General features: G+C 51.5%; 15 protein-coding genes. 3 read left to right on the top strand and 12 right to left on the bottom strand.

The window, feature by feature from the left end:
• Positions 1 to 60: 60 nt before the first annotated feature.
• Genes mukB through cmoM form a run of 4 tightly spaced genes read right to left on the bottom strand, consistent with a single transcriptional unit; the run spans position 61 to position 7,398 of the window.
• A complete protein-coding gene (mukB, locus tag BGK46_RS04180; RefSeq protein ID WP_069587315.1) occupies positions 61 to 4,512 on the bottom strand; it encodes a chromosome partition protein MukB in 4,452 nt (1,483 codons plus the stop codon).
• Positions 4,509 to 5,240, bottom strand: coding sequence for a chromosome partition protein MukE (gene mukE / locus BGK46_RS04175; protein ID WP_069587314.1), 732 nt, complete (start codon positions 5,238 to 5,240; stop codon positions 4,509 to 4,511). Before mukE ends, mukB begins: the two co-directional genes overlap by 4 nt.
• Positions 5,221 to 6,585, bottom strand: coding sequence for a chromosome partition protein MukF (gene mukF, locus BGK46_RS04170; protein WP_069587312.1), 1,365 nt, complete (start codon positions 6,583 to 6,585; stop codon positions 5,221 to 5,223). The genes mukE and mukF overlap by 20 nt, the downstream gene beginning before the upstream one ends.
• 33 nt (positions 6,586 to 6,618) lie before the next feature.
• Positions 6,619 to 7,398 carry a tRNA uridine 5-oxyacetic acid(34) methyltransferase CmoM gene (gene cmoM, locus BGK46_RS04165; RefSeq protein WP_069587321.1) on the bottom strand — a complete coding sequence of 260 codons (780 nt, stop codon included), beginning with the start codon at positions 7,396 to 7,398 and terminating at the stop codon, positions 6,619 to 6,621.
• A 116-nt stretch (positions 7,399 to 7,514) separates the two neighbouring features.
• On the opposite strand from cmoM, the gene elyC reads away from it, so the two are divergent.
• The gene (gene elyC / locus BGK46_RS04160) at positions 7,515 to 8,288 is read left to right on the top strand and encodes an envelope biogenesis factor ElyC (RefSeq protein WP_069587311.1); all 774 of its coding nucleotides are present in this window, start codon (positions 7,515 to 7,517) and stop codon (positions 8,286 to 8,288) included.
• Between the two features lie 61 nt (positions 8,289 to 8,349).
• Here elyC and kdsB read toward each other — a convergent pair whose 3' ends face one another.
• Genes kdsB through BGK46_RS04135 form a run of 5 tightly spaced genes read right to left on the bottom strand, consistent with a single transcriptional unit; the run spans position 8,350 to position 14,384 of the window.
• A complete protein-coding gene (gene kdsB, locus BGK46_RS04155) occupies positions 8,350 to 9,105 on the bottom strand; it encodes a 3-deoxy-manno-octulosonate cytidylyltransferase (protein ID WP_069587309.1) in 756 nt (251 codons plus the stop codon).
• Positions 9,102 to 9,284: a Trm112 family protein gene (locus BGK46_RS04150; protein WP_069587307.1), complete on the bottom strand. Its 183-nt coding sequence runs from the start codon at positions 9,282 to 9,284 to the stop codon at positions 9,102 to 9,104. The genes kdsB and BGK46_RS04150 overlap by 4 nt, the downstream gene beginning before the upstream one ends.
• A 9-nt stretch (positions 9,285 to 9,293) precedes the next feature.
• Positions 9,294 to 10,283, bottom strand: a complete 990-nt coding sequence (gene lpxK, locus BGK46_RS04145) for a tetraacyldisaccharide 4'-kinase (RefSeq protein ID WP_139130729.1) — start codon at positions 10,281 to 10,283, stop codon at positions 9,294 to 9,296.
• A gap of 2 nt (positions 10,284 to 10,285) precedes the next feature.
• On the bottom strand, positions 10,286 to 12,040 hold the full coding sequence (gene msbA / locus BGK46_RS04140) for a lipid A ABC transporter ATP-binding protein/permease MsbA (RefSeq protein ID WP_069587320.1): 1,755 nt from the start codon (positions 12,038 to 12,040) through the stop codon (positions 10,286 to 10,288).
• A gap of 43 nt (positions 12,041 to 12,083) precedes the next feature.
• Positions 12,084 to 14,384 (bottom strand): DNA internalization-related competence protein ComEC/Rec2, encoded by a 2,301-nt coding sequence (locus BGK46_RS04135; protein ID WP_069587304.1) that lies wholly within the window; start codon positions 14,382 to 14,384, stop codon positions 12,084 to 12,086.
• 29 nt (positions 14,385 to 14,413) lie between these two features.
• On the opposite strand from BGK46_RS04135, the gene BGK46_RS04130 reads away from it, so the two are divergent.
• On the top strand, positions 14,414 to 14,971 hold the full coding sequence (locus BGK46_RS04130; RefSeq protein ID WP_069587302.1) for a DUF2062 domain-containing protein: 558 nt from the start codon (positions 14,414 to 14,416) through the stop codon (positions 14,969 to 14,971).
• Positions 14,972 to 15,161: 190 nt separating this feature from the next.
• Here BGK46_RS04130 and lolE read toward each other — a convergent pair whose 3' ends face one another.
• The 3 genes from lolE to lolC are packed head-to-tail and all read right to left on the bottom strand — an operon-like array spanning position 15,162 to position 18,278.
• Positions 15,162 to 16,400, bottom strand: coding sequence for a lipoprotein-releasing ABC transporter permease subunit LolE (lolE, locus tag BGK46_RS04125; protein WP_069587300.1), 1,239 nt, complete (start codon positions 16,398 to 16,400; stop codon positions 15,162 to 15,164).
• Positions 16,397 to 17,098 (bottom strand): lipoprotein-releasing ABC transporter ATP-binding protein LolD, encoded by a 702-nt coding sequence (lolD, locus tag BGK46_RS04120; RefSeq protein WP_069587298.1) that lies wholly within the window; start codon positions 17,096 to 17,098, stop codon positions 16,397 to 16,399. The genes lolE and lolD overlap by 4 nt, the downstream gene beginning before the upstream one ends.
• A complete protein-coding gene (gene lolC, locus BGK46_RS04115) occupies positions 17,091 to 18,278 on the bottom strand; it encodes a lipoprotein-releasing ABC transporter permease subunit LolC (protein WP_069587296.1) in 1,188 nt (395 codons plus the stop codon). Before lolC ends, lolD begins: the two co-directional genes overlap by 8 nt.
• Positions 18,279 to 18,480: 202 nt before the next feature.
• Between lolC and BGK46_RS04110 the strand changes: the two genes are divergently transcribed.
• The gene (locus BGK46_RS04110) at positions 18,481 to 19,074 is read left to right on the top strand and encodes a hypothetical protein (protein WP_069587294.1); all 594 of its coding nucleotides are present in this window, start codon (positions 18,481 to 18,483) and stop codon (positions 19,072 to 19,074) included.
• Position 19,075: the final 1 nt, after the last annotated feature.

Raw genomic sequence — 19,075 nt, 5'->3', positions numbered from 1 at the left:
CGCTGGGCAAACAAAAAAGGGCCAGCATCCTGCTGGCCCTGTTATTTTTCAGTCTCGCCTCTAGCCGAGGACGGGTTCTTGCGCTAATTCTCGGCGCTTTTCTTCACCGAAACCGCGCAATCCAACCACATGCACATGCTCTCGATCGTTGAAGATCTTACGCACTAGCTTGTACGTCGTGCCTTGCTCAGGACTGATGTTTTCCGGTGCCGCAATCAATAGCTGCATATCAAGGCGGTGACATAGCTCAAACAGCGTCGAAATGGATTTAGCATCTAGGCGTGCTGCCTCGTCCAAGAACAGCAGACGACATGGGATCACATCTTTACCGCGCAAACGGCGTGATTCTTCTTCCCAGCTTTGCACCACCATCAGCAAGATAGCTTGACCCGTACCGATTGCTTCACCGGTCGATAATGCGCCCGACTCGGCCTGCAACCAGCCATCCGTACCACGGTTAACCTCAATGCCTAATTCTAGGTAATTGCGATAATCAAGGAGCTCTTCTCCCAACACCTGTGGCGAACGTTGGCCCAACTCAATATGCGGGTTGAGGCGCTGGAATAGCTTCGCCATCGCTTCCGAGAAGGTGAGGTTGTGATTGCCGAACAAGTCTTGATGTTGCTCAGCATTCTCAGCCAAGCCCGCTAAGAGTTGTGCATGCGTCTCGCGAATCGACACATTCAAACGCACCCCTTTTACCTGACCAAAGCCAATATTCTGTAGGCCTTGGTTAAGCATGCGGATACGGTTTTGCTCTCGCTGAATGGTTTTACGAATAATGTTCGCCACCGACTCTGAGCTAATCGCCAAACGTTTTTCCCGTTGCGTCAGCTCTTCGGTCAAGCGCGCGAGCTCAACTTCCATCTCTTCAATTGCTTCGACAGGATCATCGGTGCGAATAATGTCGTGGCGAATACGCTCGCGTAAGTGCTGATAAACCGCGACATAAAAGAGTACCTTGCGTTCAGGACGACCAATGTCTTCCGATGCACGCAGTGCGTCACGTAAGGTTTCATTGTCGGCGACTGCCAAACGCAACGCGCCCAGTGATTTATCCGACAACGAACGCAATTCATCAGCCGACATATAGGCCATTTCGCGGCGATGCAGCTGTTTTTCCACACCGTTATCACGCGCAATACGCATCACCGTGCACCAGCCTGCTTTCGCATTCACCACAAATGTGCGCAAGTCTTGGTATTGTTTCAATGATTTACGCAGGCCTTTAGTCAGCGATTTCACTTCCATGTCTAGCGAAGTGATACCGCGTGAAAGCTGACTATGGCGCTGACGCGCTTGGTGCACCTGTTCATGTAAGGTGTCCCGGCGGACACGAGCACGTTCCATCGCATCATCGTCGGCCTGAACGCCCAACTCGGCTAACTCACGTTTAAATTCGGCGACGGTTTCTTGTTTCGCTTGGTGCGAGCTTTTCAGTGACGCCAACACCTGATGGTATTGGTTCGTCTGTTGCTGAATATTTTTTAGTGCCTCGCGCTCACGCTGTCGCACTTGCTCCGCGGTTTTCAGCTTGCTTTTCAGTTGCTCATTCAACTCACTGCTTTGCGTGAGCATATCTGCCGCATCTTGATAGGCAAAGTGCGGACGACGCTCGGCTAAATCGGCAACCGCGAACACTTGCTGCTTAATCTGTTGCAGCTGCGCGTCTGCATCTTGGTATGCCTGCTCAAGCTTATCAAACTGCTCAGGATCAGCATCCAACGTCGAGAGTCGCGCTTCCAACTCGGTGAGGGTGTCACCGTGCTGCTTGATAAAGGCACTAGCCTGCTTTGCCGCTTCAACCCGCTGTTGAATCGCATCAATTTGACTGTCCAGATCGCTCTCAGCCAGCGCGCCAGCGCAATAACGGAGTTTGTCGAGGATCTGCAGCGCCTGCTGAGTCCGTTTGATTGCCTCGTCCGTTTGTTGCTGTTGCGCTTTGGCGTCTGCCAATTGACGCTGAATAGCCGAGCGCTTATCACGGCGCTGCTTGATGGCTAATTCGGGATCCGCCTCAAAAGCAACCGTTAAATGCTCGGCAATAAAGTGGCTAAATGCCTGAGACAAACGCTGTTGTTTTTGCACATCAAAAGATGCTTTAGCGTAGTCTTCGACCAAGGCTTCACGTTGCTCGCGTAATGCCTCGAGACGATACTCACGCGCTGCGCGACCAAACAAAGGCGTTTCAGGGAAGCGCGAATAACGCATTTGACGATCATTGAGGTGCACACACACCGCGCCAGAGAGTTCCTCGGCATCGAACACGCTATCGTCAAACGCGTCGGCATCACCTTCGATGACATACAGATCGTCTGGGCAATCCTCTAAATCAGCCAGTTTTGCTTTCACGCCTTTTAAGTCAGGGACCACTATCGCGTGACGAGCCGGACCATACAGCGCACTGAAATAAGGCGCATCGTCCAGGGTGATATCGTCATAAATCTCAGAGAGCAAGGTACCCCCTAAGGTGTCCGCCAGCGCTTGCAACTGAGCATCATCACTGCCACCTGGCTGGGCAAGCTGCTCGATCGCTCGCTCGACCTTGGTTTTTTGCTCTGCTAATTGATCGCGCGCTTGGGTACGTTCACGCACCTGCTCATGCGTCTCATGCATCGCCGCCATCACCGCTTGGCGATCGTGCAATGCTTGACCACTCTGCTCAATGAGCTTGGTCAGTGCGTCGTTGGCAGCTATCCATGCAGGTGCTTGTCCCTCTAACACACGAATTTCGTTAGCCAGTGCATCATCTTGGCGTTGATGCTCGCGAACTTGCTCGGCCTGTTGCTCGCGGGCCAGCTGCAACTCATCACGTGTCGCTTGCTGCAATGCTACCGCATGCTCCACCGCATCCGCGTTGGCCAGTGTTTCGTGGGTTACATCCTGATATTGACTCACCAGTGATTGTGCTTGGTCACGGTGCTGCTGACGTTGCAACAGCTCGCGCTGCTCGTACTGCAGTTGATTCAGGCTATCGGCCAAATAACGACGCTCGCGGCCTTGTTCCACCCAATATTTCGCTTGCGTTCCGGCTTTATCGCGCAGCGCATCCGGCTCAATGCGACGTAATAACGTAAATGCATGATCAAATTGGCTCGCCGTGGCAGAAGCAAGATCACGTTTGTGCTTCAGGGACAGCACGGTATCGGTTTGCTGCGCTTCTTCGGCTTTAAGTGTCTGCAACCGAGCACTGGCATCATCAGCCTGTAACCCGTCATCGCCCGTCAGCGCGCGGGCTTTTTCCAGCGCATTCACCGCTTGCTGATATTGCAAAGAACGCGTCTGTTGCGTGTTCAGTGCCTGTTGATAATCGGCCAACTGGCTTTTCAGGCTATCAACTTCTTCTTCGCTTTGCGCCGCTCGCAGTTCGGCCTCAGCTAATTGCTCGGCCGCCTCTTCCACCACCATGATCTGTTCTTCAAGGCGCTCACTCAATTCAAGTAAGTCTTCTTCATAGCGTTGGATTTTTTCTTGCTGACGTAACGCAGATTGCACTAGTTGCAAATGGTCAGATGCCGCTTGGTGGTCTTGTTCCAAGTGATCTTGACCCGCTTCCAGCTCGTCCAGCTCTTCTTGCATCGCGTGTGCTTGCGCTTGCTTTTGCTGCAATTCCGCTTGTGCACTGCCCAACTCGGCACGCAACGACAAGGCTTGTTCTAATTTGCTGCGTCGCTCGTTGGCATGGCGCATGTAGTCCGAGGCGACATAGTGCGTCGCTTCGGTGATCAAGTGCTTAAATAAATCCCGATCACGTTGGGTCAGTTTTATCGCTTCCAGCGTCATCCGGTTTTCTTTTAAAGCGACTTCCATATCTTGGAACGCTTTTTTCACGCCACCGTTTTGCGGCAACAAATAGTCGCGTAACGATTTCGTGATAGCACTTGAGATCCCACCGTATAAGGACGCTTCAATCAAACGATAGTATTTGCCGCGATCTTGCTGAGTGCGCAGCTTTTTCGGCAGTACGCCAAACTCAAACATCTGAGCGTGATAGTCGGTGACCGAGTTGAACGCTTTGAAATGCGCGGTCTCATAGCCTCCGGCTGCCTCTTTCACTTCATTTAATTGACGAACACGAGCTTGCCCATTGGCCAGTGTTTCTACCAATACCTCAGTCGGGGTTACGTGTGAAGGCAACCCTTGAATGACGAAAGGTTTGATATCAACTTTTTTGTCTCGTCCTGCGACTTGCTGCAAACGTACCGCAAATAACACTCGCTGCTGACGGGAATTCACCACGTCTAGCGCGGCATAACACGACCCCGGCTGCAATTTACCGTGCAGCCCTTTGTCTCGCGAGGCACTCGAGCTGCCCGCTTCCGTGGTATTTCGGAAGTGAAGCAAGGTTTGGTCGGGGATCAAAGACGTGATAAACGCCGCCATCGTGGTTGATTTTCCGGCACCGTTACCACCAGAAAGCGTGGTCACCAAGGTATCGATATCAAAGGTTCGAGCAAAAAAGCCGTTCCAGTTCACCATGGTGAGTGATTGATATTTACCGCGTTGGCTCATGCTGTCTGTTCCTCAGTTGGTTGGGATTGGGTAGACGAATCCTCTTCATGCAGATCGTCGTCCAAAAAGCTGGATTGGATATGCTCTTGGGTATGCACTACCGCTTCACCATCGCGGATCAGGCGCAGTTGTGCATCCTGCATGTCTTCTCCAGTGCGCACATCGGCGCCAAAACGGAACGTAGCTTCGCTGACACGGAACTTGTGCCCCTCACCAATTGGAATGATCATGCCTAACCGACGTAGACGGCGCAGTGAGGTTTTGACTTTGTCGAACAGTTTGTCACGATCTAAGTCAGAGCCGCTAGCGCGATGTGTGACCAGCTTCATCAGCTTTTTCTCATCGGCAAGTGCCATCAACTCGTCAAAGAGCTCTTGGGTGGTGAAAATCCCTTCTTGCGCCAGTCGCTCTGGGCTGAGATAAAGAAAACACAAGACTTTGCCCACCAGCATATCCAGCTCAGACAGAACACTGCGGCGTATCAGGCTGGTTGAGCGAGGGCGCAGGTAAAAGAACCCTTCTGGGGCACGCACTAATTCTGCGTTGTACCTCTGGTAGAAAAGATTCAGCTCTTGCTCAAACTCAACCAACAACGCATGGTTATCCAAATCTTCACTGGCAATATGGCGGCCAGCACGCAAAGCGCTATCCAACGCCGGAAACAGTGGATTAGCGATCGCTTTTGCTAACCCTTCAGGCATTGGCATTTCAGTATTTATCGATGACATTCGCTTGTACCTTGGCTCCAAAGTCATTAATGGCCTGCCAGTCAGGCTGGATCGCGTTAAAGTCGGACTGGGAATAGCCCATCCGAACCGCTTGGTTAATCACCAAACGCGCGAGATCAAAGTGGCGGGCTTGCGGGTGCTCGGCCAGATAAGATTTCAGGACGTCGCCTAAGTTGATGGCTTGACCGGTTTGACGGTGACGCTGCAGCATCTCAGAGACTTGACGTGATAGCGCATCATCCACCACCGTCAGCTCTTCAAATTCAACCTCTGCAGGCATTTCTCCCGTTACTTCATCGTCACGTAGCACTAAGGCTTCATCACGGGTGTCGCGGAGTCGCTCTGCATCGGCATAGGTCAAAAACCAAGGCGCATCGAAAAAGTCACTCACCGATTGACGTAAGCGCTGGCTGAATGCGCGGTTTTTATCCATGTCGATGGCGGTACGAATAAACTTGTGCACATGACGGTCGTAGCCGATCCACAAGTCAATCGCTTGCTGCCCCCAGTTGATGATCCGGTCGAGTTTCATTTGCAGGCTGTAAACCATCGCATCCACGAAATCGAGGTCATCACGCGAGCGCACCACTTCTTGAATCTCGAGCAATTGGCTTTGTAAGTTATCTCCCGCGGCTTGCAAGGTGTCTTGCAACTCGCGCAGCGTGCTCGAGGTTTCATTGAGCAAATATTCACAGTTAGCGATCGCAGCCTGCCAATCTTGCGTCAGCAGCGCAGCAATATCATCTTTCACTTGCTGTTGCTGCTCGTCCATCACGCGCTGATTGAGGTCGATGCGATCAAAAATTTCGGCTACCGAGTATTTCAACACGCCATACACGTTGTGGCGCCAAAACTTCGCATCGCCGTCTTGCATCGCTGCACTGCGGGCTTTTTCAATTTCATCAGCCACCATCGATAATTGCACCGACAACTTCAATGTTGAATACTCGCGGTGGCGCGCATAATAATCTGCAATGCCCATCGCCAACGGCGTTAAGCGATAAATGCTATCGCCCTCGGTCATTTCACTCGTAAACCGGCTCAGCAAACGGGCTTGTACCATTTCATTGATGGCGTTGTTGGCGCGAAAGGCAAGGTTCCCCGCAGAGCTATCACCCGACGCGGCAAACTGTTCGCTTACGATGCGGAAGGCATCAATCAATTCACCTTCGCTTAGTTCATCTTCGAAACGTTCTTGGCTCATTACCGTAATAGCCAATAAAAACGCCAATCGCTCCGGCGGCAAGTTAAGTGAAAAGCCACCTTGCTTCACCCAGTTGACCAATTCGGGCACTGTCTGAGCGTCGTCTGCCCGCGTCAGGGTTGATTGGGCCTGATCACTCATCCGTTGTCCTTGTTGTTTTCATCATTTCTCATCTTATTCTGCCTTCTGTGCCCAGACGTGAATGTAACGTCCTAGCGACACAAAGGGTTCTTCGCGGCATAGCTGCTGTTCTAGCGCCACCACTTGTTCAAACGTAAAGTCACCCGTACGCGTATCTCGCATGTAATCATGAAACGTGCGCACTCCGGTTTTGCCCTTAATCTCGCATCCTGCTTGCGTGATCCATTGATACACGTCGTTAGGCATTAAGCCTTTCGTCGGCTGCAGTTTGAAGCGTTTTCGATGCGGCATACCCGCCTGAACATGGCTTAAATTGCCGCACACTAAATTCTTAAAGAGTAAGCCGGTCTGGTTATAGAACATCACCGATGCGAAACCGCCGGGCTTAAGCAACGTCAATAACGTCTTGAGCACCTGTTCTGGATGCTCTAGCCACTCCATCACCGCGTGAAACAAAATCACATCTGGTGCAGTGGTCAAATGTTCGCCGATCGCTTGCACAGGGGCGTGAACCAGCTGATACTGCGAGAGTAAGCCTTGTTGTTCAATCTCCTGTCGCGCTAAGTCGAGCATTTGCGAAGAGAGATCACATAAAGTGACCCTGTGACCAAGCGCCGCCAATGGCTGCGATAATGGCCCAACGCCGCCACCTGCATCTAGAATATGCAGAGGACGACTATCATCGTCAAAATGGCGCAAAATCTGTTCAATGTCTTGCCAAACTACTGCTTGGCGGATTTCGCCTTTGCCCGATCCATAAATGTTTTTAACAAATTTGTGGGCAATGTCGTCGAAATTTCTGTCCTCAGTCACAATGGCATTCGTTATCATTGAATAGTAAGAAGGGCATATTTTGTCACAAGCCTTACGTTAATAAAGGTTTATGGCACTATTTGTGCCTCGTTTGACTATATTTCGGGCGACATTGCATGTTTGAATTAAAAAAACTGATCTCAACCTTGGTAATGCCCTTGCCCGCGCTGTTGTTGTTGGGTCTTTTCGGGCTATGCCTGCTTTGGTTCTCTCAGCGTAAAAAGCTGGCATCATTTGTTATCTTAGGGGCATTTTTAGGTATCTTTCTCGCGTCTTTCCAACCCGTCGCCTCTGGACTGCTTCGGCCGCTGGAACGTCAATATCCCGCCTTCCTCCCCACGGGTAAACCCGTGGATTTCGTCATGGTGTTAGGCAATAGTCATGTGGTTGATGACGCATTGCCACCCACCTCCGAGCTATCACGCACCGCGCTGATGCGCTTGGCTGAAGGTATACGCATCCATCGAATGTATCCAACCTCCAAACTGATTTTATCTGGTTATGATCACGGATATGAAGTGAGCCACGCCAGAATGTTGGCGAGAGTGGCCATGGCACTGGGCGTTAATAAGAACAGTATTCTGTTACTTGAAACCGCCAAAGATACATGGGAAGAAGCCTATCAAGCCGCATCTGTCGTAGGCAGTAGTAATCTCGTGTTAGTCACCTCTGCCTCTCACATGGATCGTGCCTTGTATGAATTTCGAAGCGCCGGGCTTGACCCTATCCCTGCCCCAACCAATTTTATGGCGCAAAAAGAAATCAAACAGCCGTGGATTAAGTACAGTCCTCGCGCACAATACTTGGAACAATTTGAGCGTTATTGGCATGAACGGTTAGGCCAAGCATGGCAAAGGCTACGCGATCTAATCGCCCAGCCGAGCGCATAAAAGGTAACAAAAAGCCGCGATAGCTATCGCGGCTTTTTTATTGGTGCTCAAACGCACGCGTTTACGACGCTAAGTGCGCGCGTACCGCCTCTAAATCCGCTTGGGTATCCACACCGTGTGGCGGTGTTTCTCGGGCCACATCAACATGAATTTTCTCACCATGCCAGAGTACGCGTAACTGCTCTAGTGACTCGATTTTTTCTAAAGGACTCGGTGTCCAATGGATGTACTGGCTGATAAATCCGGCGCGATAGCCATAAATACCAATATGGCGCAGTAATGACTCAGGGACCTGCGGCGAGTCCTCACCAAAATGCTCCCGATCCCAAGGGATGGTGGCGCGACTAAAATACAGTGCAAAGCCTTGATGATCGGTGACAACTTTGACCACATTAGGATTGAAGACCTGCTCCGGTTGGTCAATCGCAACCGCAAGAGTCGCCATTGGCGCTTGTTGGTATGTGTTCAGGTTGTCCGCAACTTGCCGGATCACCGCCGATGGGATCAAAGGCTCATCACCTTGGACGTTGACGATAATGGCATCATCCGCAAACCCATAGGTTGTCACAACTTCAGCCAATCGTTCAGTGCCGGATTGGTGATCATCTCGGGTCAAGCAGACTTCACCACCGAAAGCCTCGACGGCAGAAACAATCCGTGCATCATCCGTCGCAACGATGACTTGTTTGGCACCAGCGGCTTGAGCGCGCTCGTAAACGTGTTGGATCATAGGCTTTCCGCCGATATCAGCGAGTGGTTTCCCCGGTAATCGGCTTGAGCCATAACGCGCGGGGATCACCACATAAAAGTCTGTCATCCCTGAACCTCTTCCAATGACATATCACGTGCTTCAGATTCGAGCAGCACCGGGATCCCATCTTCAATCGGATACGCAACACGGTCGAACTTACACACGAGTTCATTATTTTCTTTATTGAAGTAGAGCTTACCCTGACAAGAGGGGCAAGCCACAATTTCAAGCAGACGGTGATCCATAAGTTTCCTTTAATTTTTATACTTTTTCAGGTGGTGAAGCTTTTCTAGCACATAGTTTGCCGCTGTGTCAGGGAGTTTCGCTGCCACAGGCAAATACCACCAATTGTCGTGAGCAATGCCTTGATATTTCACAGCATCTTTTTCGGTCATCAATAGATGTTGCCCCTTTGCGGCTAAACTGTCTAGCGCTTCGGCACTCAATGATTGATGATCTTGCACCGCTTCACTGTGTACCGGGGTCACACCCATTTTTTGTAAGGTGGCAAAAAAACGTGGCGGATGACCTATGCCCGCCATCGCAACCACCTCAGGAAGAATCGAAACCTGACAACGTTGACCACTACGTAAATTCACCGCTTCGGTCGGTACCAATGTCATTGGCCACTCCCCTTGGTGCGGCTCACCTCCATTGTTGACCACCATATCTACGGTGGCGAGACGGGACGTCTGCTCGCGCAATGGTCCTAATGGAATATAGTGCCCGTTTCCGAATCGACGCTGACCATCCACAATCACAATTTCGAGGTCGCGATCGAGCCGGTAGTGCTGCATACCATCATCCGTAACCACTACATTGACGCCCTCATCGAGGAGTCGTTTAACTGCCGCGCTCCGATCCGGGTCAACACAAACAGGCACTTGAGTACGGCGGGCAATCAAGACCGGCTCATCACCGGCCACGCGAGGAGAGGTTGTTTGCGACAACAACAATGGATACTGTTCCGATTTACCCCCATAGCCGCGTGATACCACCCCGGGACGGTAGCCTTGGGCCTTCAGTTGCTCCACCAGCCAAACCACAAACGGCGTTTTGCCATTGCCGCCGATCATGATGTTACCCACCACAATCACAGGCACGGGCGCGCGATAACTGGGGGCTTTACCACTCAGATAGCGTTGACGGCGATAGCGTGCCACCGCGCCAAATAGCTTGCTAATGGGCCACAAGGGAGCGGCCCAAACCGGAACATCTTCACGAAACCAAAGTTTTTCAACCATGGTCAGTCACCAAATTGAATACGGTGCAACTGGGCATACGCACCGTCTTGCTCTAACAGCGCCTGATGGTTGCCACGCTCAACAATTTCCCCTTCATCCACCACGAGAATTTGATCCGCATCTTCAATCGTGGACAAACGGTGCGCTATCACCAACACAGTGCGATCTTTTTGCAACTCGTCCAGTGCTGCTTGAATGGCGCGCTCAGATTCAGTATCCAATGCCGAGGTCGCTTCATCCAAAATCAGTACTGGTGCGTTGCGCAGCAGCGCACGAGCAATGGCAAGGCGTTGACGTTGCCCACCAGACAAGCTGACGCCATTCTCACCTATAATGGTGTCATAGCCTTCATCTAATTCACGAATAAAGTCATCTGCATACGCCAATTTTGCCGCCTCAATGATCTGCTCACGGGTGAACTGATCCTCGGCTGCGTAGGCGATGTTGTTGGCGACGGTGTCGTTAAACAGGTGAACATTTTGCGAGACTACCGCCACATGTTGGCGCAGATTGGCAAGCTTATACTCGTCAATGGGCACGCCATCTAATGTGATGGTGCCACTGTCGATGTCATAAAAGCGCGTTAACAGGTTGGCAATGGTACTTTTGCCTGAGCCGGAGCGTCCCACCAGCGCCAAGGTTTGCCCCGCGGGTAACTCAAAGCTGACATTGCGAAGCGCAGGCGCTTCTTTAGATGGATACGTAAAGACCACATTGTCCACCTGAATATCGCCTTTCACGCGATCTGCTTCATACTCACCGGTATCTTTTTCGGTGTCGAGTTCCATCAGGTTGAACAGGCTGTGGCACGCTGCCATACCTCGTTGGAACTGCGACGTGACGTTAGTGAGAGATTTTAGTGGACGCATCAAACCAAACATCGCACCAAACACCACTGCAAACGTACCGGCGGTTAGCTCAGAGCGAATCGCTTCGGTATTTGCCAGTACCAAGACCACGACCAGCGCCATCGAGGCAATCAGCTGGATCACTGGGTTGGCAATGGATTGAGCAGAGACCAGTTTCATCGTTTGTTGGCGCATACGATTACTGACTTTATCAAAGCGCGCTTTTTCAACGCCTTGGCCACCGTAGCTCAGGACGACTTTATGCCCTTTCAGCATTTGTTCTGCCGAGCTAGTGACGGACCCCATGGCATCTTGCATATTCGATGAGATGCGACGAAATCGTTTCGACACCACGCGAATCGAAAACGCCACCACAGGCGCGATAACCAACAAAATCGCCGATAGCTGCCAGCTCGACCAAAACATCAGTATCATCAAACCGAGAATTGACGCTCCCTCACGAACTAGGCTCACTAAGGCGCTGCTTGTCGCCGACGCCACCTGTTCGGAGTCATACGTGATGCGAGAGAGTAAGGCGCCGGAGGATTCTTGATCGAAAAAACTGACGGGCATTTTCATAAAGTGGTTAAACATGCGTCGGCGCATGGTCATCACCACATTCCCCGACACCCATGACAGGCAGTAAGCAGAGACAAAACTAGAAAGTCCGCGCACTACCATCAACACCACGAGATAAACGGGCATCCATTTGAGGAAATCCCCCGCCACATCATCATAGGTAAAGCCTTGATCGAGCAGTGGCTTAAGCATGGAGAGCATGAGGGTATCACTGGCTGCATTGATAACCAGTGCGACAATGGCAACGATCAAGCCAAGCTTATAGTTGGCGATGTATGGCCAGAGTTGCTTGAACGTCTGCCAGGTCGTTTTATCTTGATATTCGCTCATTAAAATCATTTAGCTGTGTAAAACAGACCGGCATTCTACTCTTTTACCCGCCGTCGTCCAAATTTACCGGTCGCCGTTCAAACAGCGTCCGATACCATTGCCCTTGGTGATCATATCGCCACCGGGTCATTTTCCATCGGCCATGGCGGCGCTGAAAACGCACTTGGCCATCTTTCGCGGTATCCAACCAAGTGATCCCCGCTTGCTGATAACGCTCACGAACAACTGGCGCTGGCAACCCCCACGGATTAAACAACCCAGTTGACGCCACCACCCAATGCGGTGATACCGCGGTTATCCAAGGTGACGACGAAGACGATGCACTGCCATGATGTGGCACCAGCATAATATCGCTCTGCACGGCTTCGCGATTTTCCAGGCGCGCCAGTAATGCCAACTCCCCCTGTGATTCAATATCGCCGGTCAGCAAGACACTGCTACGTCCATCACTGACCCGAACCACACAAGAATCATTGTTACCCGCACGATCCGCCTGTATTGGCGGCCAAAGCACATGAAACCTTAACCCTTGCCAATTCCACCTAGCGCCTCGCTGACAGGGTAAATAACCACGTCTTTTCTCACTGGCGCGCTGCCAAATCGGTTGAAAGCGTTCGGTGATAAACGCGGCTCCACCATCGTGGTCACTATCACCATGGCTTAAGAGTAGGCCATCGAGTTGTTCGACGCCTCGTTGTTCAAGAATCGGCGTAATTACCGCTTGCGCGACTCCGCCCACTTGCCATCGGTTTCCAGTGTCATAAAGCACCGCTCTGCCGTTTTTAGTAATTAACACCGCTAAGCCGTGCCCCACATCGAGCACATCCAACTGCCAGTCGGGTAATGGTGGCGCACGCCATGCAAAAGAGGTCGTCACCAATAGCAGTAAAAGCAACGTTTGGCGGTGCCAGCGCCAACTCACCATTAACCAGCATCCTCCCGCAACCAGCAAAGGCCACAACCACGATAACGGTGGAGGCCGCAGCCAAGCTTGGCGGGCAACGTCGGCAAGCCATATCACTGGCGCTAGGCTCCAATCTGCCGCTTGCCAAATAAATGCCGCGACGGTACTGCCCGCTATCAACTGCACAACAAGGGCGACAAAGACCAAGGGCACTGTGAATATTCCCACCCAAGGAACGGCTAGAAGATTTAATGGTGTGGCTGCAGCACTCAAACCAGAAAAAAAGCCCAGCTGCAAAGGCAACATACCTATCAAGAGAACGAGTTGAATAAATACCAGTTGCTTGCCCCGCCAAACCATACGGGCATACATTGTTGCTGGGAACTCTCGCCGACGAGACAGCAAATAATGCGCGAGGCACAGCGCTGACACCGCCGCAAACGACAGCCAAAAACTCAGTGAAAAACCAGCGAAAGGATCACGCAATAACACAGCCAGCACGGTCATTTGCAACAAGGTACTAGGCGATACCTGCACTCCCATACGCTTTGCACTGGCATAGACAAATAAGGCAATCAAAGCGCGCTGGGTGGGCAACGAAAACCCAGCCAACGCGGCATACCCTAAAGCAACCAACATGGCACTGTAGAGCGGCCACCAAAGGGTGAGTCGCCATTCGGGCAGCAGCAAACGGATCCCCCACCCGACTTGCCACCCCAACGCAAACGCCAGCCCAATGTGAAGCCCTGAAATAGCCATCAGGTGAGCAAGGCCACTGTGCGTTAAGATCTGCCAATCTTCGTGGGTCAACCATTGCCGCTCTCCCAAGCTTAGCGCCAGTAAATAGCGGCCATAACGCAAAGGCTCAAGCAAAGGGGTCAGTGCATTTAAGATTGATTGCCGCCATGATGGCGTATGAGTGAGCCGCTCAGCTTTTTTGAGGCTGGCTTTGCCATGAATCCGTCGCGCCACAAAGTAACGCTCCGCATCAAAGCCCGCTTCGTTTAAACGTCCATACGGCGGCTTCAGTCTAACCGTGAGCCTCCAACGCTCACCTTGTTGGGGAAAAGGCGGCGATTGCCAATAAAGACGCACTCGCACTGAACGAAAAAACGGCAGTGGTTTATCATTAATTTTATCAATGTCAAAAATAATCGATTGTGGGCCGGCTTTGGGGCTAAAAAGGCTGCCCACAGAGCCAGATATTGTAGTATCCTCTGTGCTAGAAATGATGTGGATCACGTCTGCTTGGTACAAGGTTGCGGATAATACAGCCCAAGTGAGCCCTAACGCGCTCCCCGCGAGCCACCAAAGGCGCTTTTTCCACCCAAAATGAAACACAATACACGCAATGAAACACGTCCAAACTGGTGGCAAAGTGGGCCACCACGGCAGCGATAAAATCGACGCAGCCAAGCCGAGCGTGAATGTCAGCTTCATCGCGTAACATCCAGGTAAATTAAGCAGGTATGCCCAAGAAGTTTTTTCAACGCTACATGCCAAAACGCGAGGCATTGCGCGATAACAAAGCACTGCGCGTGTTTGGAAGCCTGTTGCACGACCCAAACCTGTGGTGCTTGAATCGTCGATCTGCATCGGGGGCGTTTGCGGTCGGTTTGTTCATGGCATTTGTCCCCTTGCCCAGCCAGATGATCATGGCAGCGGGACTGGCGATCTTGTTTGGTGTCAACCTGCCTTTGTCGGTCGCGTTGGTTTGGATCAGTAATCCCATTACCATGCCTGTGCTGTTCTATCTCGCCTATAAACTCGGCGCGTGGATGATGAACACACCGCCCTATCCCTTCCATTTTGAGCTCTCTTGGCACTATTTGGTTGAACAAATGGGTCACATTGGACCGCCTTTCTTTCTCGGCTGTATGACCAGTGGTTTGGTGCTCGCCGTGATTGGCTATTTTGCCGTCAGAGGCATTTGGCGCTATTCCGTGGTAAGAAGCTGGCGTAAACGTAAACTTCGTATTCCGAACAAGTTAAAAGAAGTGCTGCCGAAGCCGAATAAACCCTCTTGATTCACGTTGATATCAGGCAACGCTAAAACGGTAGGAAAGGAAAACAAGCCGCTTGAGGGCGCATTGCGACACAGTCATCATCCTGCATTATCAATACGTAAAACCAACCCAAAATTATCGAGACAGATCGAAAAAGGGCCAGCACTCATGCTGGCCCTTTTGATGATGGGTTGTAGTAGCTAGCTAGCCGCTATTTTGCACTCAATACAGCCGCTGGCTGCAACTGACACGCGCGACGCGCTGGATACCAAGCGGCCAATAAGCTGAGAAGCATCGCGGTTAAACTCACCACCACCACATCCGACACGCGTAACTCACTGGGTAGGAAGTTAATAAAATACACATCACCAGAGAGAAAACGGTGACCCACAACCTGCTCTACCCATTGGATTAAGTGGGTTAAATTGCTTGCAAGCAATACTCCCAGCACACTGCCAATCAGGCTCCCCAACGCACCGGCGAATAGTCCATACCAAATAAAAATTCGTCGTATCAAGGTATCGCCTGCTCCCATCGTACGCAAAATCGCAATATCAGCCGCACGGTCTTTCACCGACATCATCAGCGTTGATACCACGTTAAAGCAGGCCACACCAATCACCAAAACCATGACCAGATACATAATCGAACGCACCAAATGGATATCGCGATACAAATAGCCAAATTCACTGGTCCAGTCTTTCATGTACACATAGGCGGAAAGGGTTTGACCGACTTCTCGGACAATGCGTCGCGCCTCCAATACCGGTTCGACTTTGAGTGAGACTCCGGTAACCGCATCATCTAGCGCCATCAACTGCTGCGCATCTGATAGGCGCATCAACGCCAGCGTATGATCAATCTGTCCGCCCAGCCGTAACAATCCACCCACTTGCATTCTCACTCGCTGAGGTGAACGCAACTTTAAGCTCGCATCCGCCGCAGGGATCATCACGGTTAACCAATCGCCTACCTTCACGCCTAAGCTATCGGCGACACCTTGCCCGAGCACGATGTTTGATTGCGCCGCTGGCAAACTGTCCCAACCACCATCAATAAACGCACCAATGCGACTCACTGCCGATTCGTCGCTCGGTGAAACGGCACGGATCTGGGCAGGTTTAAGTGCACTGCCATGTTCCATCAACACGGTCATTTCCACGTACGGCGCCGCAGCCACCACTTGAGGATGCTGCAAGGCTTGGCGCTTTACTTGCTGCCAGTCTTCGAGCGGACCATTAACGCCAAACACTTGCGCATGCGGCACCACAGAGAGCACACGCTGATTAAGCTCGCGCTCAAAGCCATTCATGGCCGATAGACCGACAATAATGACCATCACACCGATGGCAATGCCAATCACCGATGACAACGAGATAAATGAGACCAGCCGATTACGCTGGCGGGCACGACTAAAGCGGCGTCCAATGGCTAACGACAGTGGTTTCATTGCCCCTCCTCAGTGGCACTCACAGCAAGCAATTGGCCATCTTGCATTCGCACTTGGCGGTCCAATTTGGCTGCCAGCTCACTGTCATGCGTCACCACTAGAAATGCCGTCCCATGTCGTGCATTCAACGAACGCATCAGATCATAGATCTCCAAGGCTGTCGCATGGTCTAGATTCCCCGTCGGTTCGTCAGCGAGAACCAGCTTAGGATCGTTGACTAGCGCACGTGCGATCGCGACACGCTGACGCTCGCCCCCCGATAACTCAGCGGGACGATGGGATAAACGATGGCCCACGCCGACCGCATTCAACATCTCCGTTGCTCTTGCTGTGGCCGTCTTGCGTGCAACTTTATTGATCAGCAGTGGCATCATCACATTTTCGAGTGCCGTAAAGTCAGCCAGTAGGTGATGAAACTGATAAACAAATCCAAGCGCTTGGTTTCTTAGCTGCGCTTGTTGGTTCGCAGACATTTGGCTAATTGCTTTGCCCTCAAAATACACCTCACCCTCGCTCGGTGTATCAAGCGTCCCCAAGGTGTGCAACAAGGTACTTTTGCCTGAGCCAGACGAGCCGACAATCGCCACAAGCTCTCCCGATGCAATGCTCAGAGACACCTGATTCAATACATGAATCGCCTGACCACCCTCTTGATAGGTTTTACTGATTTGGTGACAGGACAACAAAGACTCATTCATAACGCAGTGCCTCAGCAGGTTGAACAGATGCCGCTTTAAAAGCAGGGAAAAGGGTCGCTAACGTGCTCAGCAAAATAGCCAACACCATAACCATAACGACGTGAGTTGGATTGACGACCACGGGAAGCGCAAGGCCATTGCCTAGCAAACTCACCCCAAACAGGGCCATGATTTCATTAATATAGAGAGACGCAAGCACCCCCAATACGCCCCCGACCAATGCGCCCAATAACCCACTGAGTGAGCCTTGAGCCATAAAGACAGCAACAATATCGCGATTTTGCATGCCTAAGGTCTTCAAAATGGCAACCTCGGCTTGTTTCTCCATCACCACCATAATTAAGGCAGCAATAATGTTGAATGCAGCGACAATAATGATCAGACTGAGCATTAAGCTCATCATGTTCTTTTCCATCTTCACCGCTTGAAAAAGCTCGCCCCGCCAGACGCGCCAATCTTGCCACGCTGCACTCTCTGCCATCGGTTTGAGATCGGTAATCGCAAAGGGATCGTCAAGGAAAAGGCGTAAATCTTTCGCTTGCTGCGGCGGAACACGCATTAAACGCGCTACATCATGGATGTTAGCCAGCATCAATTGATTATCGACATCAGTCCCAGTGTGAAAAATGCCCGCCACGGTGAATAAACGCTGCGCAGGGATCCGCCCAATCGGGGTAAACTGGCTCGCACTGGTGACCATCACGCGCACCTGATCGCCAATACGTAAACGTAAATTGCTCGCCATCGCACGGCCAATGATGATTTGATAACGACCCTCGGCTAACGCTTGAATATCTCCTTGTAACAGATGGTCTGCCAACGGCTCATAAGCGGTTGGATCAATTCCTTCTAACAATCCTGCACTCAGCCCTGTTCGGCTTTGTAACACCGCCTCTGTGGTTTGAATGGGAGCCGTCGCCACCACATGTGGCCATTGTTCAACGCGGTTTTTTACCGATGCCGTTTGTCCGTCCGCGATGACCGCATGCGGTAGTACGCCTAAAATGCGGCCTTTTAACTGGGCTTCAAAGCCATTCATCACTGATGACACGGTGATCAAAGCGAGCACACCAATAGCAATTCCTGCAGTAGACATAGACGACACAAATCGCCCAAAACGATCGGCCGATCGGCCGCGCAAATACCGCAAGCCAATAAACACCGATAAGGGTTGATACATAGTGCACCTAGCTTATTGTTTTGATTCGCTGCAAAGCATACCTGCCTGAGCGAATGTCGCCAAGTTTACACACCGATTTGACTGAATATTGACGGATACTGCCCAGAAGCGCACGTTGACGCCCGATAAGGCGGTCTTGAAACTTTACCTAACGCGACGGGTGCGTGATAATCATGAAATGACTGCAAGATAAGGCACAGTGATGAGCCAAGACGAGTACTTTTCTGTAAGAGCCGCAATACGCATTAATGTTGAGCCGCTTCAAGATAGCCAAGCCCAACCCGATGCGGATGCATTTATGGCGGAAATCCCCGCGCCCTTTCGGGTAGCAAGCCAATGTGGCCAAGTCGATAACGCGGTTGAAAAAGAGTTACAATCTCTTGAGCCGGACGATGCCTCAGCACTGTACCGTATCTTGCAAGCGCAAAACGAAAAGATCACCTTAATGATGGGCTATATGCTCAGTCAAGAAGACGATCCCGCTCAGCGCTTCACCACCCATGCATTCGGCGCAAGCAGCTTTGCCTATCTAAGCCCCACACCACTAAAACAGAGCGACCATGTGCGTGTGAAGCTGTTTCTTGATTTTCCGCCCACAGCGATTTATTGCTATGGCGTGGTCACCCACTGTGAAAAAAAAGCGCCTGACGATGACCATCCACCTCAGTATTTGATCCAAATCCAATACACACGCTTATTGGAAGACGACCGAGACACTCTGATCCGCGCCGCCTTACATCATCAGCAAAAGCTTTTGCGAAAGCGCGCACTCAACCGAAACAAATCAAGCAGTTAAA

This window comes from Salinivibrio sp. SS2, from assembly GCF_001722075.1.
Lineage (GTDB): Bacteria > Pseudomonadota > Gammaproteobacteria > Enterobacterales > Vibrionaceae > Salinivibrio > Salinivibrio proteolyticus.
This window is presented reverse-complemented; position numbering and strand designations above follow the sequence as displayed.

Excerpts from the sequence above, each read along its gene's own strand:
- elyC (WP_069587311.1), top strand. The coding sequence starts at position 7,515 with ATGTTTGAATTAAAAAAACTGATCTCAACCTTGGTAATGCCCTTGCCC.
- lolC (WP_069587296.1), bottom strand. The coding sequence starts at position 18,278 with ATGTATCAACCCTTATCGGTGTTTATTGGCTTGCGGTATTTGCGCGGC.
- lolD (WP_069587298.1), bottom strand. The coding sequence starts at position 17,098 with ATGAATGAGTCTTTGTTGTCCTGTCACCAAATCAGTAAAACCTATCAA.
- mukB (WP_069587315.1), bottom strand. The coding sequence starts at position 4,512 with ATGAGCCAACGCGGTAAATATCAATCACTCACCATGGTGAACTGGAAC.
- BGK46_RS04135 (WP_069587304.1), bottom strand. The coding sequence starts at position 14,384 with ATGAAGCTGACATTCACGCTCGGCTTGGCTGCGTCGATTTTATCGCTG.
- lolE (WP_069587300.1), bottom strand. The coding sequence starts at position 16,400 with ATGAAACCACTGTCGTTAGCCATTGGACGCCGCTTTAGTCGTGCCCGC.
- BGK46_RS04150 (WP_069587307.1), bottom strand. The coding sequence starts at position 9,284 with ATGGATCACCGTCTGCTTGAAATTGTGGCTTGCCCCTCTTGTCAGGGT.
- BGK46_RS04130 (WP_069587302.1), top strand. The coding sequence starts at position 14,414 with ATGCCCAAGAAGTTTTTTCAACGCTACATGCCAAAACGCGAGGCATTG.
- msbA (WP_069587320.1), bottom strand. The coding sequence starts at position 12,040 with ATGAGCGAATATCAAGATAAAACGACCTGGCAGACGTTCAAGCAACTC.
- lpxK (WP_139130729.1), bottom strand. The coding sequence starts at position 10,283 with ATGGTTGAAAAACTTTGGTTTCGTGAAGATGTTCCGGTTTGGGCCGCT.
- mukF (WP_069587312.1), bottom strand. The coding sequence starts at position 6,585 with ATGAGTGATCAGGCCCAATCAACCCTGACGCGGGCAGACGACGCTCAG.
- BGK46_RS04110 (WP_069587294.1), top strand. The coding sequence starts at position 18,481 with ATGAGCCAAGACGAGTACTTTTCTGTAAGAGCCGCAATACGCATTAAT.
- kdsB (WP_069587309.1), bottom strand. The coding sequence starts at position 9,105 with ATGACAGACTTTTATGTGGTGATCCCCGCGCGTTATGGCTCAAGCCGA.
- mukE (WP_069587314.1), bottom strand. The coding sequence starts at position 5,240 with ATGTCATCGATAAATACTGAAATGCCAATGCCTGAAGGGTTAGCAAAA.